Source organism: Burkholderia sp. BCC1996 (genome assembly GCF_905339955.1).
In the GTDB taxonomy this organism is placed as follows: Bacteria; Pseudomonadota; Gammaproteobacteria; order Burkholderiales; family Burkholderiaceae; genus Burkholderia.
Window position 1 is genome coordinate 346,650 of the sequence record NZ_CAJPHM010000007.1, and the last position, 24,152, is coordinate 370,801.

Sequence of the window (24,152 nt, forward strand, 5' to 3'; positions counted from 1 at the left end):
GCCTTCGAGCGCGCTTCCGATAGCCGGCTGCCAACCTGATAGAGTGCATGGCCACGAACAGGCCCGGCCCGTTGCGGAACTGCGCCCCGATCCATGTGACGCCCCAGCGGTTGGCGCCCGACAGGCGACGTCCAGCTACAGCATCAGGAGAAAATCAATGTCACGGCAAGAGCCGACCCATCAGGAGCAGCCACACTCGTCCACCACGGTGAAGAGCGATCTGCCGTTTCCGGTTGTGGGCATCGGGGCATCCGCTGGCGGCACGACGGCCTTGCAGACCTTCTTCGAGAGCGCGCCGACGGGCATGGACATGGCGTTCGTGGTCATCGTCCATTTGGCACGAGAACAAGTCAGCCATATGGACAACGTCCTGCAGCACACGACGGGTATGCCGGTGCATCAGGTGACGACCACGGTAGCGATCGAAAAAAACCATATCTACGTGATCGCGCCCGGCATGCAGCTGGAGATGTCCGACGGTTGCCTTCGCTGTAGCCCGCTGAGCTCCGCCGAAGGTGCCGCGCTCTCGATCGACCACTTTTTCCGGACGCTGGCGGACGCTCACGACTCGCGCGCGATCGGCATCGTGCTGTCCGGTACCGGCTCGGACGGCGCGGCGGGCTTGAGCCGTATCAAGGAGGCGGGCGGCATCACGCTCGCCCAGACGCCGGACGATGCGGAGTACGCGGAGATGCCGCAGCATGCGATCTCGACGGCGCGCGTCGATATCGTGCTGCCGGCGGCCGAGATGCCGCAAAAATTGCTGGACCTCTGGGCGAATGCGCGGCGCATCGAGCAACAGACCCTCGAGCTCACGCAGATGCAGCAAATCGGCGATCGGCCCGGCGCCAATGATCCCGAACGGGCGCTGTCGGACATCCTGATGCACCTGCGGGTACGCACCGGCCACGATTTCAGGCTGTACAAGCGGGCGACGGTGCTGCGACGTATCGAGCGGCGCATGCAGGTAAACGGCCAGCGCGACATGCTCGCGTACCGCGACTTTCTGCGGACCGCCCCGGACGAGGCCAACGCGCTGCTGGCCGACATGCTGATCGGCGTGACCCAGTTTTTCCGCGATCGCGAGGCCTTCGACTTCCTCGAACGCGAGGTGATCTCCCAGTTGTTCGCGCCGGAATCCGCCGAGGAGCAGGTCCGGGTCTGGGTGGCCGGATGCGCGACGGGGGAAGAGGCGTATTCGATCTCGCTGCTGCTCGCGCGGGCACGCGAGGCGTCGATGTCGAGCCAGGCGATCCAGGTATTTGCTACCGATATCGACGAAGCCGCGATCGTCCGCGCACGCACGGGCTCCTACCCGCTGTCGATCGCGACGGACGTGCCTGCGCCGCTGCTGCAGCGCTACTTCACGCGCGAGGGCGCGCACTACGTGATTGCCAAGGCCGTGCGCGAGCGCATCCTGTTCGCCGCCCACAGCCTGCTGCGCGATCCGCCGTTCTCGCACCTCGACCTGATCTCGTGCCGCAACGTGCTGATCTACCTGGAGCGCGCGGTGCAGCGGCAGATCCTCGAGTTGTTTCATTTCGCGTTGCGTCCGAACGGCTATCTGTTCCTCGGCACCGCGGAATCGGCCGACGCAGCCGACGATCTGTTTACGGTCGTCGACAAGAAGCGGCGGATCTACCAGGCGCGCGTCGTCACGCATCGCGCGAAACCGGTCACCGGTTTCCCGCCGCTTTTCCAGGTCGAATCCGGCGGGGACGAGCGCTCCGCGCCTCAACCGCCGATGCGGGTTCCGGCCAGCCCGGCCCAGCGCAACTTCTCCTATTCGGAGCTTCATCAGCGTGCGCTGGAAACGTATTCACCGCCGAGCGTCATCATCGACAAGGAATCCAACGTGGTTCACCTGTCGGACAACGCCGGGCGATTCCTGCGGCATGTCGGCGGGGAGCTGTCCAGCAACATCATGACGCTGGTGCTGCCGGACCTGCGGCTCGACTTGCGCACGGCCATTTTCCGCGCGTTGCAAACGGGCACGAGCGTCGAGGCGCGGCGCGTCAAGTGGACGCACGAGGCCCGCGTGTCGTGGATCAACATGACGGTCAGGCCATTTCACGACAAGGTCGCCAATTCGGAATTCCTGCTGATCGTGTTCGACGAGGTGGCCGGCCGCATGACCGAGGAGGATCAGGCGGAAGCGAGCGGACAGGATCCGGTGCTCGCGCAGCTCGAACAGGAGTTGCAGCACAGCCGCGAGCAACTGGCGACGATCATCGAGCAGTATGAAACGTCGGTCGAGGAGCTGAAGGCGTCGAACGAGGAGCTGCAGGCGATCAACGAGGAACTGCGCTCGACGAGCGAGGAGCTCGAAAGCAGCAAGGAAGAACTGCAGTCGGTCAACGAAGAGCTGACCACGGCGAACGCCGAAATGCAGGCGCGCATCGAGGACACCGCAAAGGCGAACGACGACCTGCACAACATCATCGCGTCGAGCGAAATCGCCACCGTCTTCGTCGACAAGGAGATCCGCGTCAAGCGCTTCACGCCGAACGCGACGGCGATCTTCAACCTGATCGATACGGACCTCGGCCGGTCGCTGTTCCATATTACGCACGCGCTGCGATATCCGACGCTCGCGGACGACGTCCGCCAGTCGTTCCAGTCGCTGCGCCTGATCGAACGCGAAATCGAGAGCGAGACGGGACGGTGGTACCTGATGCGGCTGTTGCCTTATCGCACCGCGGACGATCACATCGACGGCGCCGTCATTACGCTCATCGACATCACCGACCGGCATCACGCGGAAGAAGCGGCACGCGCGGGCGAGCAACGCCTGCGGCTGGTCGCGCAGTCGACCAAGGACTACGCGATCATCATCCAGGACAACAACGGATCGATCGTCAGCTGGAATGCCGGCGCCGAACGCATCTTCGGCTATACGGAAGACGAGATGATCGGTCAGGACGTGGAGCTGATCTACGAACCGAACGACCGGCAGGCGCTCGTGCCGGCGCGCGAGCGCGACATCGCGACCCGGGAAGGGCGCGCGGACGACGAGCGCTGGCACCGTACCAAGGACGGACGCCGCATCTTCTGCAGCGGCGTCGTCACACCGATTTCGGACACCTCGTTCAGCGGGTTCGCGAAGATCATCCGCGATCTGACGTCGCGCAAGCAGAGCGAGGATGCGAACCGGGAAGCGCTCGCGCGGGAACAGGCCGCACGCGAGCAGGCCCTGAGCTCGAACCAGCTGAAGGACGAGTTCATCGCGGTGCTGTCGCACGAGCTGCGACATCCGCTCAACCTGATCGGCGTCAAGTCGGAGATGCTGCCGCGCCTTCCCGAGACGCGCGACATTCCCGCCGTGCGCGAGGCGGCCGATTCGATCCGCCAGGCCGTACGCGCGCAGGCCCAGATCATCGACGACCTGCTCGACCTGTCGCGCATCCAGACCGGAAAGCTGGCACTCGACGTATCGCGGGTCGACCTGACGGCCATCTTGCGCACGATCGCGGATACCTGCGAGGCCGACGCGCACGCGCGCGGGCTGGTTCTGAAAACGGAGTTGCCGGCCGGTCCGGCCATCGCGCTCGCCGATCCGGTGAGATGCGAGCAGATATTCTGGAACCTGATGTCCAATGCGCTGAAGTTCACGCCGCCGCATGGGCAGATCGGGGTGCAGTTGACGCACGAAGGGCGGATGCTGCGTGTCGACGTCGTCGACAACGGCCAGGGCATCGATCGCGAGATGCTTCCGCATGTATTCGACATGTTTCGGCAGGCGCCGCGCGACAGGGCTCGCGGTGGCCTCGGCATCGGTCTGGCGCTCGTGCGGCAACTCGTCGAGATGCACGGCGGCCGGATTTCGGCGGCTTCCGATGGTCCGGGGCAAGGCACGCGGATGACGGTATGGCTGCCGGCCGCGGCGGACGAGCGCGCGGTGTCCGCCACCGGCGGTGACGTGTCGGAGCGGAGCATCGCCGGCCTGCGCGTGCTGCTCGTCGAGGATGACCAGGAGACGGCGCTGTCGCTCACTGCGCTGCTGGAGTTGGCGGGCGCGGTGGTCAGCACCGCCGAAACCGCCGCCTCGGCGCTCGAGATCCTGCCGACGACACCGATCGACGCGATCGTGTCCGACATCGGGCTACCGGACATGGACGGCTACGAGTTGCTTCGCAGGATCAAGGCCGCCCCCCGGTGGGCGAACCTGAAGGTCGTCGCGTTGACCGGCCGTAACCGCCAGGACGACGTCGACGCTGCCGCAGACGCCGGATTCGATGCGCATCTCGCCAAACCGCTGGATTTCGGGATGCTGCTTGCCGCATTGACCGACCTTCAGTGAAGTCGCGCGCCTGTTCAATGCGCGTGTGACGGGAGGGCAGCGGACGACGGTCCGCTGTCGTCCATCTGCATGCATTCGTCCCCGCGTCGAGGTCGTCTATTCGAGCGTCGGTCGGCGCTTCGTACCGCCTGCTCGTACGTGGTTCATTCGGCAGCATCCCGTATCGGGCACTAATCTTGCTGCACCATCCGCATAGGAGGTGCCATGAACCACCGAGACATTGTTGTCATCGCCTCGTCCCGCGGTGGCCTCGCGGTACTCCGGACGCTGGTGGCGGGCGTTGCCGCGGATCTCCCGGTGCCGATTTGCATCGTGCAGCACATTGGCCGGCATCGGACGATCCTGCCGGAGCTGCTGACGCGATGGGGTCCCTTGCTGGCAAGCCAGGCGATGCATGGGGAACGCCCCCAGCAGGGAAGGATTTACATCGCGCCGCCGGATCGGCACATGATCCTACGCGGCGGGATCTTCTTGTTGCTCGATACCGCTGCCGAAAACTACACCCGTCCGGCCGCCGATCCGCTGTTTCGATCGGCGGCACGTGAATACGGTGCCGGGGTGGTCGGCGTGGTGCTCAGCGGCGATCTGGACGACGGCGCAGCCGGACTGGCCGCAATCCGGGCCCGCGACGGCTACGGGATCGTTCAGGACCCCGATGAGTGCGACGCGCCTTCCATGCCGCGCAGCGCGCTTGCCGCGGCGGGCGCCGATGCGATCGCCCGGGCCGATGAACTGCCGCAGACCATCCATGCAGCGGTCTACGGTGCACGTGTGGAGGAGAAGGACAAGATGGCAGAGTTGCGCGATCTGGACGAAGAGGCCCGGCTTGCGGAGCGCGGCCTCGTGACGCCACAGCTACTTGATGCGATTGGCGAACGCTCCGCGCTCACATGCCCCAGTTGCCACGGCGTGTTGTGGCGCATGAGCGACGATCGCCCGTTGCGCTATCGGTGCCATACCGGGCACGCGTTCTCCGTGCTTTCGCTGGAGGACGCGCAGGCGCAGAAAGCGGAAGACACGATATGGGCGGCGATCCGGGCGGTTCACGAGCGCATGATCTTTGCGCTCGAGCGCCAGAAATGGGCCCGACAGAGCGGCAATGCCGAGGACGTTGCAATCGAGCAGGCCCGCATCGATGAGAACGAGCAACTCGCGGAGGTCCTGCGCAATGCCGTGGGGGCGACGATGCACCGGAGCGAAACGCAGTAAGCGGACGCTGATCGGAAACGCGGCAGACGACGTATGTTTCAGGGTGGCCTTGATTTCCGTTCAGTTTTCCGATGAGAGCGATCTCGACCGCATGCGGTCTTGCGAACTGCCCCAATAGACATCGGTTTTAGATCAAACGGTCGTTGTCTGGATGGCAACGCGTGGGCAAGGACAACGTGTCGTCAGGCGATATCCACGTGAAGACGCGCCACGGCGACGTCGTGCTGACGGGCAGTGTGCCGGACCTGCAGCAGCGCACGCTCGCCGTCAATACGGTGAAGCATGTCGATGGCGTGCAGCACGCCCACGACCAGCTCACGATCCGGCCCAGATGACGGCGCACGTTTCCATGCTGCTCTCCTGCGACGATGCAACCGCCGCGTGTCAGCGCTGGCGTCCGTCGTGCCCAGGAACATTTGGCGCCAGCTGATCTTCAGGCATATCGGACCCGAACTCGTCATCGACGCTCCAGTGAGGCACGCTGCTGTAGTAGTCGCGGATCGGTCCGGCCCATTGCGGATCGGCCAGAGCCGGCCAGTGGTCCTTGTCGAATCCCGGCGCGCTGCGAACCTGTTCGATTGACACCGACAACACGAAGCACTTGTGTGCAGCGTCAAGCGTGAGCTCGTTCCATGGAATTGCGAGCAGCTTGTCGCCAATCCCGAGCAGGCCGCCGCTCGACAGCACCGCATAGGCGACTCGACCGGAGCCGACATCGAGCATGATCGCCTTGATCCTGCCGGCGTGGTCGCCGTCCGCGGTGAGCACTTTGTCGCCTTCGAGCGTACTGGCGGCCATGAAGTCGGGGCCAGGGCCGCGCGCAGTTTCACGTTCCTTGCGAATGATGCGGGTTCCGTGGTGGTCGGTGGTGGTCGGTGGTGTTCATGGTGATCCTACTGGCTGGCGCGAATGTCGACTCTGTCGGGCAGCGTTTCGCGCGGGTGAGTTTCCAAATCGGCGGGACGCGTCGCGCATCGTCGACATGCTGCTCCGAACGATACGCATGCGTGCCGCCGTGATACGCCTGCGGCGGCGTCGAATGTACGGCGCGCCGGCCCAGGGTCAACGCGTCGTCGCCGGCGTGGTGGGGTTTGGTCGTGTCGGATGCTCCTTCGGGGCACGCGTTCGCCAGCGCAACGGACGTTCCCGCGGCGGCGTGGCTATGCCGCTTGCGGCAGCCCCTCCCGTCACATCACGACGCCAGCGCCGCGGCCGGGCGGGGGAGCGAGCCTGCGGGCCGCGACATGGCAACGGCCGTGCAACGCCCGCAACGGCGGCGTCGACAATGCAGGAGGGCGCTACGACTTGGCCGAAACCGACACATCCGGTCCACTACGAAGTCAACGTTCGCGGCGGTGGATTCGATACGGCGAGGGACCGTTTTCAGGTTTGGAAGCACGAGCCGCCGGTTTCGCGGCCCGACAGGCTGATGTTCGAGGGCAAGAGGGAGGTGCGGTGGCTCGGGAATGCCGGCTTCGACGATACCGAAGCCGTGCGTCGGGCGTTGCAGTCGGCGAGCCATCCGCAGGACGATTTCGCACTCGCCGCGCGGGAAAAACAGCTGGACAATCGTGGTTTTTCAACCGGAACAATCGACAAGTCAAACAGGCACGCTCGATCGAATCCGACGCCGACGAGCGCGCGTGAAGCATCCGCAGATGCCCGCAAATGCACAGTCGATCCGGGCGTGGTCCGCGATGGAAAATGCCCGCTTGGTCGAGTGATGTGCGGTGACAGGCTGCGGCACTGCCGGCCAAATTATCGTATCGCCGCGCGCTGCTCCTGCTCGATCGCGCGCCTGGCGCTCTTCGACACCGCGGCCGCCGCCACATCGACGGTGCTTTGCGCGACTTCGACCGCCTGCTGCCCGGTTTTCCCTAGCGTCAGATAAAACTCGTTGGCGGCATCGATCGCGGAGTTCAAGGCAGCGACAGCCGCCTCGGAGCCGCTCGGCGCGTGTTTCGTCGCGTTTTCCACGAAGGTCTGGACACGACGAACATACGTGTCGCTTCCCTCCTGCGCGGCCTTGAGCATCGACGTCTGGGCGGACGACACGATTCCCCAGAACTCGCTGCTGTAGGACTGAACGTTCTCGGCCATCGGCGCGACGGTCGCACTCTGGATCGCCAACCAGTCTTGCGGATTGACGATCGCGTTCTGTCCGATCTCCAACGCGCTCTTCAGCGTCGACCGCGTGAAGCGCGCGTGGAGTTCAGCCAGTTTCCCGACGCCATCGACCATCGTGCCGGCCAGATCGAAAAAAGTGTCGAGATTGGCGCGCTGCGCGCCGGAAACCAATTCATGGGTTTGCATGATCGACAATCTCCTGAATTGAATGAACTACCGTGGATGTTCACCTGCTCGGCGCGCGGACGTTGGCCACGTCACGGCTTTTCGCCTGTCGCGCCTGGCCGCCATGACCCGGTCGGTCAGCGAAGGCTGGTCAATGTGCCCGCATCACTGCACGAAGCAGCAATTCGCCGTCATCCGTCACCGAGGGACGCCGCACGCCGGAAGCGAGCCGCTCGAGTATGACGAGTTGCTGCTCGAGCAGCGTATCGAGTTCCTCGCGTTCCATGTCGATCTGGTCTGGCGACGACTTGATCAGCATGAGCGCCGCCAATTCGTGAGGGCTCAGCATTTTTGTCTCCTGGAATTTGAAATAGGCGTTTTTACCGATCCACTGAGTGTCGGTCGTGACGACCGCAAACCGGGACTACGTCTCGCGCTTTGGCGCGATCATTTTCGCCTGGAGCACGTGACGTGATCCGTGACATCTCCGGCCAGCGTCAGCCGCGGACCTGAGCGTACGCGTGCGAATGGACCGACCGCGTCACGTGCGCCGCCCGTCCCCGATGCAGGCTCGGCTCCGGGATTCGAGATCACCGTCAAATGAAACGGCGCGACTCTCATTTCGAGATGCGGGTCGCCGAGCATGGCGGCGAGGTCGGCGATGCGCATCGGATGGGCGCCGATAACGTCGACCGTCATCGATTCCATGCGGGTCGTCCGATCGACTTCAACTCTCCAACGACACACTTTCATGCCGTTTTTTGCGAGGCATTGCCAGACCGCGATGACCTTCAGCTTGCCGAAGTCAGCACGAATCGAAAGCCTTTGAACAACCATCGCGATTTCCCTGTAAGGAGCTCGTCCGAGCCGGGATGGGACCGTACGTAGCATAGGCCAGGGACGATCGCGAGTACACGACGTAAACATGTCCGTATGTTGAGCATTACGGACAGCTGCGCCGACTGCAGGCAAGAGCGATTTCTCGCTCGTCGATACGTTCGAGCGTGAGAATGCGACGCCTTCGGTTGTCGATAGCGAACAAGGAGAGACGCGGCGGGGCCGGCACCTTGTCGCGACCCAATGGTCGGCGAGATCGCGCACTGAGCGTGCGGCGCGAAAACTGCGCGTGCTCCCTGTTGTCGCCAACGACGTGGATGTGCGAAGCCCGAATCCAATGGATACGTTTCCATCAGGCACATTCATGACCGATTTTCGTTGCAATATCCCGCGCATCGGAGATTTCAGTTTCGGCAACTGTCTGCGCAGCTGTTTCGGTTATGCGAGATGTATGACGATCGATGTGTCGGGCGTACCGCGGGAAAAAATACTCGGCGGGGCGGTGCGGCGACCCTGCGTCGCGGCGGGGGAAGAGGCGGGCGGCGGCCCGGCGCGCGCGGCATGGCGGCATGCGGCAAAAATCTTGCAGTCGCTGCTTCTCGAAGGATAATGGAAGTTTACTGCGCATCTTGGTGCAAGCGGGCCAGGAGCCTGCCTGACCCTGGCCGCGAATACCTATTCTTCCGAAGGATCAGCAGCGATGTCGAAAAGACGCGGCCACACTCTCCCGAGCCAGGCAAATCATCCGATCGTCGGTATCGGCGCATCGGCGGGCGGGTTGAGTGCGCTCCTTGAATTTTTCGAAGCGCTGCCGGCGCGCACGTCGATGGCGTTTGTCGTGGTCGTGCATTTGGCGCCTGATCACGAAAGCAACATGGCTTCGCTGCTGCAGAAGGCAACCAGCATGCCCGTGCTCCAGGTAACGAGCGCCACGCCCATTCAGCCGGATCACGTCTATCTGATCGCACCCTCGCTCGCGCTGACGATGGTCGACGACTATTTGCGCGTCGCCCCCAATCAGCCTGAGGAAGGGGGGCGCAAGGCCGCGATCGATCTGTTTTTCCGGACACTGGCGGAAGCCCACCGCGAACGCGCAATCGGCATCGTGCTGTCCGGCGCCGGCTCGGACGGGTCCGTCGGGCTGTCGAGAGTCAAGGAGATGGGCGGCATCACGCTTGCCCAGGACCCGGCGGAAGCGGAATACGACAGCATGCCGTGCAGCGCGATTGCGACCGGCATGGTCGACTTCGTGACCACTGCGGCGGAGATGCCGCAGCGGCTAATGGACCTGTGGCTGACTGCAAAGGAAATACATCTGCCGGTGGTCGAAAACGAGGAACACCTCTACGATCTGGGCAACGAGGCGGCAGAACGGGCGCTGCGCGAGATCATGATCATCCTGCGCACGCGCACCGCGCACGATTTTCGTCATTACAAGCGGGCGACCGTTCTGCGACGGATCGAGCGCCGCATGCAGGTCAACGGCATCACCGATCTGCAGGCGTACCGCGACCACCTCCACCTGCACCCGGAGGAAACCCAGGCGCTGCTGCAGGACATGCTGATCAGCGTCACGAACTTCTTCCGCGACAAGGAGGCGTTCGACGTGCTGGAGCGGGATGTCCTGCCCGGTATCTTCGATAGGCGAGACGAGCAGGACCGCGTCCGCGTATGGTCGGTCGGATGCGCCACCGGCGAAGAAGCCTATTCGCTGGCGATGCTGCTGCAGGACCGATCGCTGAAGTCGCCCGAGGGCAATTCGTTCCAGGTCTTCGCGACCGATATCGACGAGCGGGCAATCTCCTTCGCGCGTGCCGGCCTCTATCCCGATTCGATTCTCGCCGACGTGACGCCGGGCCGCGTACGCCAGTTCTTTACAAGAGACGCCGCGCACTATCGGGTCAAGAAGGAACTGCGCGAGCACATGCTGTTTGCGCATCACAACGTGTTGAGCGATCCACCGTTCTCGCGGCTCGATCTGATTTGCTGCCGTAACTTGCTGATTTATCTGGATCGGGAAGCCCAGATTGAAATTCTGAAGATGTTTCATTTCGCGCTGCGTCCGGGCGGCGTGCTGTTTCTCGGCAGCTCCGAATCGGCCGACAGCGTCAGTTCGATGTTCACCGTCATCGACAAGCGCAACCGCATCTACCGTGCGAACGTGGCGGTGCGCGGCGATACGCTCGTGCCGGCGTCGATTTCCAGCACCCTGAGCGCACGGCCGATCGTTTCGACGGTGCAGCCGCCGGGACGCCGCCGCCTCTCCTTTGGCGACTTGCATCAGCGTCTTGTCGAGCAACATGCACCGCCCAGCGTGCTCGTCAGCCGCGATTCCGAAATCGTTCACTTGTCCGACCGCGCAGGGCGCTTCCTGCAGTACTCGGGGGGCGAACCGTCTCACAACATCATCGCGGTGGTGCGCCCCGAGCTGCGGCTCGAACTGCGCACCGCGATCTACCAGGCCTTGCACACGAATCGCAGTGTGGAAGCGCGACGTGTGAGGATAGAGCGCGAGGCACGTTCGTATTTCGTCAACATGACGGCGCGTCCCGTGCACGATCCCGAGGCCAATGCGGATTTCGTGCTGGTGTTGTTCGATGAAGTCGAAGACAGCATGAGCGGATCGGAAACGTCGACGGCCGACGCGCAAAAAGATCCGATCATCAACCAGCTCGAGCGCGAGTTACAGCGCACGAAAGAGCAGCTTCAGTCGACCATCGAGCAGTCGGAAACGTCGACGGAAGAGCTGAAGGCCTCCAACGAGGAACTTCAGGCCATCAACGAAGAACTGCGTTCGGCGACAGAGGAGCTCGAAACCAGCAAGGAAGAGCTTCAGTCGATCAACGAGGAGTTGACCACCGTCAATGCCGAGCTGAAATCGAAGGTGGAGGAAACTGGCAAGATCAACGACGACTTGCACAACCTGATTGCCGCGAACGACATCGGCACGATCTTCGTCGATCGCAATATCTGCATCAAGCGTTACACGCCGCGTGCGACCGATGTCTTCAGCATCATTCCTTCCGATATCGGACGATCGTTGCTGGATATCACGCATCGGCTCGAATACCCGAAGCTCGCCGACGATGCAGCGGAGGCGTTCGATTCGCTGCGCCTGATCGAGCGGGAGCTGAAGAGCAACGATGGGCGCTGGTATCTCGCGCGCTTCGTTCCCTACCGGACGACGGAAGATCGCATCGACGGCGCGGTGCTGTCGTTCGTCGACATCACGGACCGTCGTCACGCGGAAGACCGGCTGCGCGAAGGCGAACGGCGCATGCGTATCGTGGCCGAGGGCACCAAGGACTACGCGATCATCACGTTCGACGACGACGGCCTCATCACGAGCTGGAATGCCGGTGCGAAGCGGATCTTCGGGTACACGGAAGCGGAAATGATCGGGCAGTCCGCCGATATCCTTTCGACCGAGGAGGACCGTGTCAATAACGTTGCCCGGCGCGAATTCGCGGAGGCTCGACTGAATGGGCGCACCGAGGAGGAGCGTTGGCATCAGCGCAAGGACGGCACGCACTTCTTTGCGAGCGGCGTGCTGGCGCGTCTGGATGAACCGGGTGTGAGCGGATTTGCGAAAATCGCTCGTGACCTCGGGGAATTCGCCGAGTCCGCGACGGCCGCCCGCGCCGCAAAGCCCGAACTCGTCCGAGAAGCCAGCGAGCGGGATACCCAGCGGCGGCGCGACGAATTCCTCGCCGTGGTATCCCACGAACTCAAGCATCCGCTCAATCTGATTTCGGCGAGCGCGGAACTGATTGCGCGCGCGCCGGAAACGCGGCAGAACCTGAACCTCTTGCGTGCAACCGACACGATCCGGCGCACCGTGATGGGTCAAGCCCAGATCATCGACGATTTACTCGATATCTCGCGCGTACGGACCGGCAAGCTGTCGGTCGTGCGGACGCCCGTCGACCTGCGCGAGGTCGTCCGTCGTGTCACCGACGCCGTTCAGGCCGAAGCGAACCAGCGCAGCCTCGCGCTCAACGTCACCATGACGGGCTCGCCCGTCATCATCCACGCCGACATCACGCGGATCGAACAGACGGTCTGGAACCTGATCAGCAATGCGCTGAAATTCACGCAGCGCGGTTCGGTGGATGTCTCGCTGCAGGTCAACGAACATGCCGAGGCCTTGCTGCGTGTGGCAGATACCGGCAGCGGCATCGAGCCGTCGCTGTTGCCGCACATCTTCGACATGTTCCAGCAAAGCCGGGACTCGAACGCACGCCGTGCCGGCCTCGGCATCGGCCTTGCGCTGGTCAGGGATCTCGTGAGCCTGCATGGCGGCGCGGTACGGGCGGAATCGGAAGGTGTCGGCCGCGGCGCGACCTTCACTATCACGCTCCCGACTCATCGCGCTGTCGCAGTTACCAGTCCTGCCAGCGGACCCATGGCGGAATCGTTGCACGGTCTGCATATCCTGATGGTCGATGACGACGCTACAACCGTCGAAACCTTCAAGGTCCTGCTGGAAAGCGATGGCGCGATCGTCCAGACGGCGACCAGCGGAGAAGAGGCGTTGTCCCTGCTCGACGGCCAGATACCGGACCTCGTCCTGTCCGATATCGGCATGCCGGGCATGGGTGGGTTGGCGTTCATCGCGAAGCTGCGCGAAGCGCCGGCGCTCAGATCGGTGACCTGTATCGCGCTCAGCGGCTTTGGCCAGGAGGCCGACGTGAAGGAGGCCACGAATGCCGGCTTCGATGCGCATCTGCTGAAACCGGTGGCGCTGGACGACTTGCTGTCCGTTCTTGCGCGTTCGCGTCGTTGATGCCCGCTCCAGGACACCGTCGTGGCTCGCACTTATTTCTACCTCAACAAACCAGTCGATCGTCAGGATCCGGAAAAGGAGTTGTTCGAGCTCGACAAGGCCGGTTACACCGTCGTGCTCAGCCGCACCGCGATCGAACATGTGCACCCATACGTCGCGGCAGCTGGTCGGCCGGAACTGAAGGGTCTCTTGCGGCGTGTTGCTCCCGGCGATTCTCTGGTGGTACTCGAACTTTCCGCGCTCGGGTGCAGCGCGCGCGATGTACTTTCGACGTTGATGGCATGTCGCGACAAAGGAATTTCCGTCCTGTGCGTCGAGCTCGGCAACGTGGACCTCGCAGGCCGTCCCGAACGGCAAGCGGTCAAAACGCTGCGCGCGATCGTCCAGATGGAAATCGCGACGAGAAGCCAACGCAGCCAGAACGGCCTGAAGTTCGCGCAGGAACGCGGACAGCATACTGGCCGGCCAGCCTCGCTGTCGCGCCACGATCAGGAGCGCGTCATGCGTTCGCTCGACAAAGGCCTGTCGGTCAGCGAGGTCGCACGTAAATTCGGCACCTCGCGTCAAACCGTCATGCGGATACGGGCGTCTTCCGCGACTGCCGCTACGGAAGACTGACGGGTGCGCAAGCGCGTCGCGCAGCGTGACGGGCCCGGTCGCGGCGATCCGCGATTTCGACAAGCCCGAGGACGCGCTCGCCGCTCAATGCCGGCTGCTGCCGCGATAGCTTTCCACTTCCGCGTCATACGCGGCGAGAAACGCCTTGCCGAATACCGACGCGAAATCGTCTTCGATCGCGAACACCGTGTCGCGATGCGTCGCCGCGTAGCGGTCCCACATCCTCGCCTTGTACAGCGCGGGCACGCGCTTCTCGTACCAGCGCATCGCATCGTCGCGCTCACGCAGCCGTTGCGGCGAAAAGCGCGTCAGCAGGTCCATCAGCGCGGCGCGCATGCCGGCGACCATGCCGATCTGGTGCGCGTGCAGATCCTGGAACGCGTCGCTGACCGCGCTCTGCGGCGACATGAAGCCGGGCAGCGGCAGCCCGAACATCTGGCGCAGCACGGCGCCGCCGTCCGGCAGCAGCTTCAGCGGATTGTTCTCGCGATCGAGCAGCATCGTCATGTGCGCCTTCACCTCCCGCTTCAGGATGCTGCGCGACGACAGCAGCTCGACCGTGCCGTTCGCGAACAGCGCCAGCAACTGCCCCGCGATGTACAGCTGTTCGGCCGACCATTGATGCGACTCGGCGGCGGTATCGAGTCCGGCGCCCGCGAAGAACGCGTTCAGCAATTCATCGGGCGTCGGCACGCGGTTCGCCTGCGGTGCAGGCTCATCGATGGGACGTGGCTCGGCATGCGCCGTCGCCGGTTGCACACGCACGTGCTGCGCCCACTCGGGCGCATGATCGGCTTGCGTCGCGGACGACGCGCCGCGATCCGCCTTGCCGCGTTCGGACGGAGACGCCGAACCCGATCCACCGATATCGGGCGACGACGGTACAAACAAGTCGAGCGGGTCGGTCGATAACTGATTCAGATCGCGTTGCGATGGCACCGGCGGCGCGGCGCGGCTCGCGGGCTGCGCCGCCTCCCTGCGCGCCGCCGTGCCGGATCGCGTGCCGGTGTCCGCTGCTTTGCCGCGCGGAGCGAGGCGATCCTGCAGCAGGCCCCACAACCGGTTGCCGGTCGTCTTCGCGTCGACGTGTGCGTGTGCGGCGGTTCCCGGCGTGCCCCGCAGGTCGGCGCGCGCGCTGGAAGCAGCGGTGGGCATGTCGACGACCGGCGCGTCATGTCCGTCGTCACGCTCGGCACGCAGCACGTAGGGTCCGATGCGGATGATGTCGCCGGTATTGAGCGGGCGCTCCTGTGCGTAGCCGACGGGCTCGCGGTTCACCTCGATCGTCGACACGCTGCTCAGGTTCTTCAGCAGGCACGCATCGTCACCGACCTGCAGCAGGGCCTGCAGCCGGGAAATCTGCCGGGTGTCGTCGCGCAGCACGAGATGGTTGTCGGTCGCCCGGCCGATGGTGCCGCCGGGCGGGTGGAACACGACGGCGTCGTAGGAGTCGCTTTCGACCGGCTCGCCAGCATGTTCGATCACGATCAGTTGCATGTCACACGTCGCTCGGTAAGGAAACGCTCGCGGGGATTCCGGTTCGGTCAGGACGACGACGCATGTCTGCGGCGCGCGAACTCGAACGCGGGCCCCCAGACCGGATGTCCCTTCTCGGCCGGGGACAAGTCGAAGCGCCGGTTGAGGTCGAGAATCTTCGAGAACTCGGCGCGGCACTGCGCGATGCGGTTCGTCACGCAATAGCTGAACGCGAGCAGCTTGTGCGCGGCGACCTGCGTGTCGGTATCGGCCCCGTCGATCTCCTTCGCTCGGCTCAGGATCGCGATCGTGCGTCCGTAGTCGCCGGCGCCATACGCCGCGCGCGCGCTGTCGACCGCGGCGCGCGCCGCCGACTGCGTGGGCGACGTGCTGCATCCGCCGATTCCCAGCAGCAAGGCGCCGAGGAAAATCACGATCGATGAACGGCCTTTCATTTTGAAATGAAATATTTGCGTTATTGGAAGGTGGCGCACAAGCGCTGTTGGATTCTAGTGCCAATCAGGGCCGGTGATGTCGCCGTTACGTTTTGTTTCAACTTGGGAAATTGCGTTCGAGTTGCCACTCAAATCAATTCCGGGTTTTCGACTTGTTAATCCATAAAATCGATTCTATAGTTCGCTGTGCTTTTTTGGGATTCGTCAGTTGTTTGCCCGGCGCCGGTCAATGATCGTAAAGACCGGCCTGCCGTTCGGGAAACGCAAACAGCGTGACACGACCCGCAGGGCGTCGCCACCCATCGCCGACGGCCGTCAGGCTTGGGTTCAGCGTCCATACAGCAAGTGTCCATGCAATAGAACCGGGCCGCCGTGGCGAACCGGCCGGATTAACACGACTTTTCAAAATGACAGAAATCAATTCATCGCCATCTCCCCAATTTCGATTCCGTCCCGTAATTGGAGATTTGACCCGTCTTTTTACAAGAATAAATTGCCGAATGAAATTTGAGTGGAAGGATATGCAGGTCACGTAATTACCGGTCAATTAATCGTCCCCTTTTAATTCGATGCGTCGATTTCGCGTACGGAAATCGACGGGGGGATTATTGCGCTGCGAGGGTGAAATATGCGCTGGCGGTCGAGCGGGTTCATCGTATTGGGATGTGCATTGCTGTTGCCCGGATGCGGCGCCACCGAGCGTGCCGCCGCGGTGCCGTATGCGATCACGGTCGACGTGGCGCCCGACGTCAATCCGGACCTCAACCGCAAGCCTTCGCCGATCGTGCTGAAGGTGTTCCAGCTGCGCGCGGCATCGGCGTTCGACGGCGCCGACTTCTTCTCGCTCCAGGACAAACCCGAGAATATCCTCGGCGCGGACCTGCTCGGCACCGACCGCGTGATCCTCCGCCCGGGCGAGTCGCGCACGCTGCATTACCGCGGCAACGTCGAGGCCGGCGCGATCGGCGTGATCGCCGAATACCGGATGCTCGACAAGAACCGCTGGCGCCTGACGGTGCCGCTGCCGCGCGCGAAGCAGTTGAACGTATACAAGTTCTGGCAGACGTCGCCCGGCGAGCTGAAGCTGTCGATCGCGGTCAGGAACGGCGGTCTCGCGCTGAACGACACGCGGGGGCGCCCATGACCGAACCGACGATGTCCGCGACGCCTCTCGCCGCGCTGCGCCAGCGCGTGGTGTGGACCGAAGGGATGTTCCTTCGGCCGCAGCATTTCCAGCAGCTCGAGCGGCACTGGGAGCGCTACGTCGCGCTGCGCTGCCTGCCGCTGCAGGGCTTCTACTGGGGCTTCGACACCCTCGAGATCGACCGGGAGCAGCTCGCGCTCGGCAAGGTCGCGCTACGCGCGGCGGCGGGCGTGATGCGCGACGGCACGCCGTTCGACCTGACGCATCCCGACGATCTGCCCGAGCCGCTCGATGTGCCGCCCGATGCGAAGGATCAGCTCGTCGTGCTCGCACTGCCGCTGTGGCGCGGCGGCGGCGAGGAGGTGTCGTTCGGCGTGGACGCAGGCGGTAACGGCGGCGCGGACGTCGCGCGCTACGTCGTGCGCGAATACGAAGTGGCCGATGCGAACGCGGTCGCGCTCGGCCCCGCACTGCTCCAAACGGGGCGCCTGAACGTCCGGCTGATGCTCGACACCGAGCTGACCGGCGACTGGCATGCGCTCGGCGTCGTGCGGATCGTCGAGCGGCGCACCGACGCGCGGCTGCTCGTCGACGACGGCTACATTCCGCCGCGCCTGGTCGCGCAGCGCGATGCGGCGTTGCTCGCATACACGCGCGAGCTGCACGGATTGCTGACGCAGCGCAGCGACGCGCTGGCTGAGCGACTGTCGGAGCCGGGGCGCGGCGGCGTATCGGAAGTCGCGGATTTCCTGCTGCTGCAACTGGTGAACCGCTATCTGGCGCTGACCTGGCACGCGCAGCAGGACGTCGCGACGCATCCGGAGGCGCTGTTCCGCGACTGGCTGAAGCTCGCATGCGACCTCAGCACGTTCACGGCGGCCGGCCGGCGCCCGCAATCGCTCGTCGTCTACGTGCACGACGACCTGCGCACGAGCTTCGCCGAATTGATGACGGAGCTGCGCCGGTCGCTGTCGACGGTGCTGGAGCAAAACGCGATCCAGATCGAGCTGCGCGACGCGGGCAACGGCATCCGGGTCGCGACGCTCGCCGATCCCGCGCTGCGCGACACGGCCGGCTTCGTGCTGGCCGTGCGCGCGGACGTGCCGGCCGACAGCCTGCGCGCGCGGTTTCCCGCGCAGGCGAAGCTCGGCCCGGTCGAGCGGATCCGCGACCTGGTGCAGTTGCAGCTGCCGGGCATCACGATGCGCCAGTTGCCGGTCGCGCCGCGGCAGATCCCGTATCACGCGGGTCATACGTACTTCGAGATCGACAAGGGCAGCGACCTGTGGAAGCAGCTGGCGCGCTCCGGCGGTCTCGCATTTCATTTCGCCGGCGAATTTCCGGGGCTCTCGATGGAGTTCTGGGCGATTCGCGGGTGAGGGCGGGGCAGCGCGATGAATTCTTCCTCCGATTCGATTTCCGCCGGCGCAGGCGGATTCGTGCCGCCGAATCCGGGCGGCATGCATCCGCCGGCCGCGGCCGGTGCGGCCGGGCCGACGGCCACGCAGCCGCGCCCGGGACGCTGGGCCGCGAGCGGCACGAACCCGCTCGTCGCGGCCGCGAACCCGCTGCTCAATCTCGTGCCCCAGATCCGCTCGACCGTCCATCATCCGAATCCGGCGTGGCTGCGCGAGCATCTCGTCGTCGAGATCCGTCAGTTCGAGGCGCGCGCGCAGGAAGCCGGCGTGCCGTCGGAGGCGATCATCGGTGCGCGCTACTGCCTGTGCACGGCGCTCGACGAAGCAGCCGCGCTGACGCCGTGGGGCGGCAGCGTGTGGTCGTCGCACAGCCTGCTCGTCTCGTTCCACAACGAAACCTGGGGCGGCGAGAAGTTCTTCCACCTGCTCGAACGCCTGTCCCAGCAGCCGCGCCAGCACCTCGACCTGCTGGAGCTGCAGTATTTCTGTCTCGCGCTCGGCTTCGAGGGCCGCTATCGGGTGCTCGACAACGGTCATGCCGAGCTCGACGCGCTGCGCTGGCAACTGGCTCACACGATCCGCTCGGTGCGCGGCGAATTCGAGCCCGCGCTGTCGCCGCACTGGCGCGACGTCGTCACGCGCGACGTGTCGCGTCGCTTCATCGTGCCGCTCTGGGTCTGCGCGGCGCTTGCGCTGCTGATCGGCTTCGGCACGTTCGTCGGGCTGCGCATCGCGCTGGCCGGACATTCGGACCGGCTGTTCGCGTCGATCGACGCGCTGCACGTGCCGAAGCTGCAGCCTGCCCAGGCATCGCCGCGCGCGGCGCCGGCGCCGCGCGTCGCGAAGTTCCTGGCGCCCGAGATCGCGGCCGGCCTCGTGTCGGTGCGCGACGACGCCGATCGCAGCGTGATCGTGCTGCGCGGCGACGGGCTGTTCAAGTCCGGCTCGACGTCGGTGATCGACCGTTACGCGCCGGTGCTCGCACGCGTCGCGGATGCGCTCGACCAGGTGCCCGGCAACGTGCGCGTGACCGGCTATACCGACGACACGCCGGTGCATACGGCACGCTTCGCGTCGAACTGGGACCTGTCGCGCGAGCGCGCGGAGGCCGTGCGAGGCATGATCGCCGCGCGCCTCGACCATCCGGAGCGACTCGCGGCCGAGGGGCGCGGCACGCTCGATCCGGTCGCGCCGAACGATACGCCCGCGAATCGCGCGCTGAACCGGCGCGTCGAGATCACGCTGCTGCCGGCGCCCGGCAGTGCCGCCGTCGGCGCGACGCAGGGAGCGCACTGACATGAACCAGGCCGTCGCGCGTTTCGTCAGGCCGTTGCCGTCGCGGGAGATCTGGACCTTCGCCGGTCTCGTCGTGCTCGCGTGTTTCGTGTGGCTCGCCGGGCCGCTGTTCGCGTTCGCCGAGATCCGGCCGCTCGAGAGCGGCTGGGCGCGCGCGGTGACGATCGCGGTGCTGTTCGTCGCGTGGGGCGCACGCGTGGCGTGGCGAAGCTGGCACGCGAGCCGCCTGAACGCGCAGTTGCTGAACCAGTTGCGCGAGGCCGCGCCCGGGCCGGCCAACCCCGACGATCCGGCCAAGGCCCAGCTCGACGAGCTGCGCAGCCGCTTCGACGAGGCCGCGGCGCTGCTGAAGAAAGTCCGCTTCGGGCAGGCGGACACCGCGCGCAAGGGGCTGGCGCGCTGGTTCGACCGGATGTCGCGCCAGTATCTGTACCAGCTCCCGTGGTACGTGTTCATCGGTGCGCCCGGCTCGGGCAAGACGACCGCGCTCGTCAATTCCGGGCTCAGTTTTCCGCTGGCCGAGCAGTTCGGCCGTGCCGCGATTCGCGGCGTGGGCGGCACCCGGCACTGCGACTGGTGGTTCACGAACGACGCGGTGCTGATCGATACGGCCGGCCGCTACACGACCCATGAAGGCAACCGCGCACTCGACGAAGCCGAGTGGAAAGGCTTCGTCGAGCTGCTGAAGAAGTACCGCACGCGCCAGCCGCTGAACGGTGCGATGCTGACGATCAGCGTCGCCGATCTGGTCGGCGCGTCGGAAGCCGAGCGCACGCAGCACGCGATGGTGCTGCGCAAGCGGCTGCTCGAGCTGCGCGCCCAGCTCGGCATCCGGTTTCCCGTCTACCTGCTCGTGACGAAGGCCGACCTGCTGGCCGGCTTCGCCGAGTATTTCGGCGGCTTCGGCCGCGCGGAATGCGCGCAGGTGTGGGGCTTCACGTTCCCGCTCGCGCAGAGCGAGGCGCCGGGCTTCGACCTGCGCGCCGCGTTCGACCGCGAATACCGGCTGCTGCACCAGCGGCTGAACGACGGGCTGCCCGAACTGCTCGCGACGCAGACCGATGCGCGCCAGCGCGAGATGGCGTACCTGCTGCCGCAGCAGGTCGCGGACTTGCAGGACATGCTCGGCCAGTTCGTCGCCGAAGTGTTTTCCGTGTCGAGCTTCGAGCCGATGCCGATGCTGCGCGGCGTGTACCTGACGAGCGGCACGCAGGAAGGCACCGCGTTCGACCGCGTAATGAGCGGCATCAAGCGCTTCCTGAAGATCGAGGGCGTGCCGCCGGTTGCCCAGGTCGGCTCGACCGGGCGCAGCTTCTTCCTGAAGTCGCTGCTGCAGGAGCACATCTTCCGCGAAGCCGCGCTCGCCGGCAGCGACCTGCGCTGGCATCAGAAGCGGCGCGTGTTGCAGATCGCCGGCTATGCGCTCCTCGCGCTCGTGAGCGTGGTCGTGCTGGCTGCCTGGCTGCGCAGCTATGCGAACAATCGCGCGTATCTCGACCGGATCGCGCAGCAGGTACCCGCCGTCGATGCGCAGATCGCCGGCGCGAAGTTCTCGGATGCGACCGACATCGCGCGGCTGCTGCCGGTGCTCGATGCGCTCGGCGGGCTTGCGAATGCCGGCGGCGTCGACCGCTCGCATCCACCGCTCGCGTACCGCTGGGGGCTGTTTCAGGGCGAGAAGATCGACCAGGCCGTCGACGCCGTGTACCGGCGCGCGCTCGACGACGTGCTGCTGCCGATCGCCGCGCGCCGGATGGAGGCCGCGCTGGGCGATGCACGGCCGGACGAAACCGACTACGCGTATGCGGCGCTGAAGGCCTACCTGATGCTGTACGACAGCGCGCATTACGATCCTGCGTTCGTGCAGGCCGTCGTCGACCTGGAAATGGAGCGCTCGCTGCCGCCCGATTTCTCGCCGGCCGAACGCTCGGCGCTGCGCGCGCATCTCGCCGCGCTGTTCGGCAACCGGGTGGCCGTGTCGCCGTATCCGATGAACGAGCGGCTCGTGGCCGACGTACGCGACCGGCTGCGGCAGGTGCCATTCTCGCAGCGGCTGTATCGCCAGCTCACGCGCACGCTGCGGCCGGCGACGTCCGCGTTCGATTTCAGCGTCGCGCGCGCGGTGGGGCCGGACGCGTCGCTCGTGTTCCGCCGCCAGAGCGGCAAGCCGCTGTCGGAAGGCGTGCCGGGTCTGTATACGCGCAACGGCTATCGGAACGCGTTCGCGCCGCGCCTCGCGGGCGAGGTCGACGCATACGGGCGCGAGGAGGTATGGGTGCTGAATCTCGGGCTGTCCGAGATCCCCGGGCCGAACGACGCCGCCGCATGGGCGCGCGACATCCGCCAGCTGTACCTGAACGACTATCTGAAGATCTGGGACGACTACCTCGCCGACCTCAAGCTGCAGCGCACGGCGACGCTCGCGCAGAGCATCCAGGTCGCGCGCGCGCTGTCGTCGGCGGATTCGCCGCTCACCCGGCTGATGATCGCGCTCGCGCGCGACACGGCGCTCGGCGATGCGCCGGGCGGCGCGCGCAATCTCGCGTCGCGCGCGCAGGACAAGGTCGACGAGGCGCGCAGTTCGCTGTCGCAGATCTTCGCGGGGCAGGGCGCGAGCGACGCGAATCCGTCAGCCGCGGCGCCCGCGAGCCCCGAGCAGGTGGTCGACAGCCACTTCGCCGGACTGCGCGCGTTCGCGCCGGGCAGCGGCGACCAGGCGCAGGCGTTCGACGCGGTGCTGAAGTCGATCGACGCGCTCTATACGTACCTGACGGCCACCGACGATGCACTGCGCAGCGGCGCCCAGCCGCCGCCGTCCGACGCGCCCGCGCGGCTGCGCGCGCAGGCCGGCCGGCTGCCCACGCCGTTCCGTGAAGTGCTCGACGACCTGTCGAACGTCGCGAACGGCAGCGTCGCGACCGTCGAGCAGCGCAGCGTCGCGCAGCGGGCCGGCGCGAACGTCGGCGATTTCTGCCGGCAGGCGATCGCGGGTCGCTACCCGTTCGCGCGCGGATCGTCGCGCGACGTCGCACCGGCGGATTTCGCGCAGATGTTCGCGCCGGGCGGCCTGATGGACGATTTCTACCAGAAGAACCTGCAGTCGATCGTCGATACGACGTCGCACCCGTGGCGTTTCGCGAACCGCAATGCGGACGCCGATCCGGCGGCCGCCGCGATGCTTTCGTCGTTCGAGAAGGCCGCGGTGATTCGCGACGTGTATTTCGGCGGCGGCGCACGCACCGCGCAATTGAAGGTGCAGATCCAGCCGCTCGAAATGGATCCGTCGCTCACGGAGATGGTGCTCGACGTCGACGGCCAGATCGTCCGTTATGCGCACGGCCCGCTCGTGCAGAGCGCGGTGGACTGGCCGGGCACGCGCGGCAGCAACCAGGTGCGCCTGCAGGTGTCGGGGCAGGCCGGCGCGACCGACGGCTTCACGACCGGCGGGCCGTGGGCGCTGCACCGGCTGTTCGACCGCGCGGCCGTGTCGGCCGGGCGCGGGTCGGACCAGATGGTCGCGCGCTTCACCGTCGACGGCAAACCGCTCGTGCTGCAGGTGAATGCGGGCAGTGTCCGCAATCCGTTCAGGCTGCCCCAGATGGAGTCCTTTACATGCCCTCCGAAGCAATGAGCCGCCTCCCGCCGCTCGCGCGCGCCGATGGCGACGCCCCGGCCTGGTACGGAAAGATTCCCGGCGCCGGCGACTTCGTGAACAGCCGGCTGCCGCATGCGCTCGCGCAGTGGTGGGAACGCTGGCTTCAGCAGGGGATGGCCGCGATGCGCCAGCGCGGCCCGGACGAGATCGCGCGCCACTACACGGTCGCGCCGGTCTGGAATTTCCTGGTGCCGGCGGGCGCCGGCGCGTCGTGCGTGCAGGCAGGTTGTCTCGCGCCGAGCTGCGACCGCGTCGGGCGTTACTACCCGGTGATCGTCACGCTGGCGATGCCGGCGGCCGATTACTGGAACCGGCTGCCGGACGCCGCCGACGCGTTCTACTGGCAGATCGGCCATGCACTGCTCGACGCGATCCGGCATGCGCGCGCGCCGGTCGATCTCGAGGAGACGCTCGACCGCGTGCGGCTCGCACCGGGCGACGGGCCGACGGCGGACGTGGTCGACGGGATCACGGCGACGCTGCCGGAGCGGCCGGCGCTCGCCGCATGGCCCGGGCTGTCCGGCTATTTCGATCCGCACGGCGGGACGAGCTTCTGGTGGACCAATCGCGCCGACGGCTCGCCGCTGCGCACGCATGCGCATACGGGCGCGCCCGACAACGCGCTGTTCCTGACGTTGTTCGGCGGTCGCTGACGGTGCCGGCCGG

17 protein-coding genes and 1 pseudogene are annotated in these 24,152 nt (G+C 65.7%); 11 read left to right on the forward strand and 7 right to left on the reverse strand.

All coding sequences use genetic code 11. The features are described 5' to 3' along the window. The first annotated feature begins 157 nt into the window (after window positions 1-157). The 3 genes and pseudogenes from U4Z64_RS13360 to U4Z64_RS13370 all read left to right on the forward strand — a co-directional run. Window positions 158-4,300: a CheR family methyltransferase gene (locus tag U4Z64_RS13360; RefSeq protein ID WP_321820200.1), complete on the forward strand. Its 4,143-nt coding sequence runs from the start codon at window positions 158-160 to the stop codon at window positions 4,298-4,300. Window positions 4,301-4,504: 204 nt separating this feature from the next. Further along, on the forward strand, window positions 4,505-5,509 hold the full coding sequence (locus tag U4Z64_RS13365; protein WP_321820201.1) for a chemotaxis protein CheB: 1,005 nt from the start codon (window positions 4,505-4,507) through the stop codon (window positions 5,507-5,509). A 164-nt stretch (window positions 5,510-5,673) separates the two neighbouring features. Further along, a pseudogene (locus U4Z64_RS13370) lies at window positions 5,674-5,844 on the forward strand (BON domain-containing protein); the annotation flags it as partial. A 49-nt stretch (window positions 5,845-5,893) separates the two neighbouring features. On the opposite strand, the gene U4Z64_RS13375 reads toward U4Z64_RS13370, so the two are convergent. From U4Z64_RS13375 to U4Z64_RS13395, 4 genes are all read right to left on the reverse strand, one after another. Continuing rightward, window positions 5,894-6,307 carry a PRC-barrel domain-containing protein gene (locus U4Z64_RS13375; protein WP_321820202.1) on the reverse strand — a complete coding sequence of 138 codons (414 nt, stop codon included), beginning with the start codon at window positions 6,305-6,307 and terminating at the stop codon, window positions 5,894-5,896. Between the two features lie 960 nt (window positions 6,308-7,267). After that, the gene (locus U4Z64_RS13385; protein ID WP_321820203.1) at window positions 7,268-7,822 is read right to left on the reverse strand and encodes a phasin family protein; all 555 of its coding nucleotides are present in this window, start codon (window positions 7,820-7,822) and stop codon (window positions 7,268-7,270) included. 130 nt (window positions 7,823-7,952) lie between these two features. Beyond that, entirely contained in the window at window positions 7,953-8,150 is a 198-nt protein-coding gene (locus tag U4Z64_RS13390) for a hypothetical protein (RefSeq protein WP_044848675.1), read from the reverse strand. A gap of 98 nt (window positions 8,151-8,248) precedes the next feature. Next, window positions 8,249-8,638 (reverse strand): hypothetical protein, encoded by a 390-nt coding sequence (locus tag U4Z64_RS13395; RefSeq protein ID WP_321820204.1) that lies wholly within the window; start codon window positions 8,636-8,638, stop codon window positions 8,249-8,251. 364 nt (window positions 8,639-9,002) lie between these two features. Here U4Z64_RS13395 and U4Z64_RS13400 point away from each other — a divergent pair, with 364 nt between their 5' ends. From U4Z64_RS13400 to U4Z64_RS13410, 3 genes are all read left to right on the forward strand, one after another. Then, complete coding sequence (locus U4Z64_RS13400) at window positions 9,003-9,248, forward strand: hypothetical protein (RefSeq protein WP_321820205.1); 246 nt, start codon at window positions 9,003-9,005, stop codon at window positions 9,246-9,248. A gap of 90 nt (window positions 9,249-9,338) precedes the next feature. Then, on the forward strand, window positions 9,339-13,424 hold the full coding sequence (locus tag U4Z64_RS13405) for a CheR family methyltransferase (protein WP_321820206.1): 4,086 nt from the start codon (window positions 9,339-9,341) through the stop codon (window positions 13,422-13,424). A 21-nt stretch (window positions 13,425-13,445) separates the two neighbouring features. Then, window positions 13,446-14,042 carry a recombinase family protein gene (locus U4Z64_RS13410; protein ID WP_044848672.1) on the forward strand — a complete coding sequence of 199 codons (597 nt, stop codon included), beginning with the start codon at window positions 13,446-13,448 and terminating at the stop codon, window positions 14,040-14,042. 84 nt (window positions 14,043-14,126) lie between these two features. Here the strand turns inward: U4Z64_RS13410 and tagH are convergent, their stop codons facing one another. The 3 genes from tagH to U4Z64_RS13425 form a co-directional block, all read right to left on the reverse strand. After that, entirely contained in the window at window positions 14,127-15,539 is a 1,413-nt protein-coding gene (tagH, locus tag U4Z64_RS13415) for a type VI secretion system-associated FHA domain protein TagH (RefSeq protein ID WP_321820207.1), read from the reverse strand. Between the two features lie 47 nt (window positions 15,540-15,586). Further along, window positions 15,587-15,973 (reverse strand): TssQ family T6SS-associated lipoprotein, encoded by a 387-nt coding sequence (locus U4Z64_RS13420; protein WP_321820208.1) that lies wholly within the window; start codon window positions 15,971-15,973, stop codon window positions 15,587-15,589. A gap of 226 nt (window positions 15,974-16,199) precedes the next feature. After that, window positions 16,200-16,520, reverse strand: coding sequence for a hypothetical protein (locus U4Z64_RS13425; RefSeq protein WP_321820209.1), 321 nt, complete (start codon window positions 16,518-16,520; stop codon window positions 16,200-16,202). Between the two features lie 81 nt (window positions 16,521-16,601). Here U4Z64_RS13425 and tssJ point away from each other — a divergent pair, with 81 nt between their 5' ends. Genes tssJ through tagF form a run of 5 tightly spaced genes read left to right on the forward strand, consistent with a single transcriptional unit; the run spans window position 16,602 to window position 24,139 of the window. Then, complete coding sequence (gene tssJ, locus U4Z64_RS13430; RefSeq protein WP_321820210.1) at window positions 16,602-17,117, forward strand: type VI secretion system lipoprotein TssJ; 516 nt, start codon at window positions 16,602-16,604, stop codon at window positions 17,115-17,117. Next, entirely contained in the window at window positions 17,114-18,496 is a 1,383-nt protein-coding gene (gene tssK, locus U4Z64_RS13435) for a type VI secretion system baseplate subunit TssK (RefSeq protein ID WP_321820211.1), read from the forward strand. The genes tssJ and tssK overlap by 4 nt, the downstream gene beginning before the upstream one ends. A gap of 15 nt (window positions 18,497-18,511) precedes the next feature. Continuing rightward, a complete protein-coding gene (locus U4Z64_RS13440) occupies window positions 18,512-19,831 on the forward strand; it encodes a DotU family type VI secretion system protein (protein WP_321820212.1) in 1,320 nt (439 codons plus the stop codon). Window position 19,832: 1 nt separating this feature from the next. Beyond that, window positions 19,833-23,462, forward strand: coding sequence for a type VI secretion system membrane subunit TssM (gene tssM / locus U4Z64_RS13445; RefSeq protein WP_321820213.1), 3,630 nt, complete (start codon window positions 19,833-19,835; stop codon window positions 23,460-23,462). Then, window positions 23,444-24,139, forward strand: a complete 696-nt coding sequence (gene tagF, locus U4Z64_RS13450; RefSeq protein WP_321820214.1) for a type VI secretion system-associated protein TagF — start codon at window positions 23,444-23,446, stop codon at window positions 24,137-24,139. Before tssM ends, tagF begins: the two co-directional genes overlap by 19 nt. Window positions 24,140-24,152: the final 13 nt, after the last annotated feature.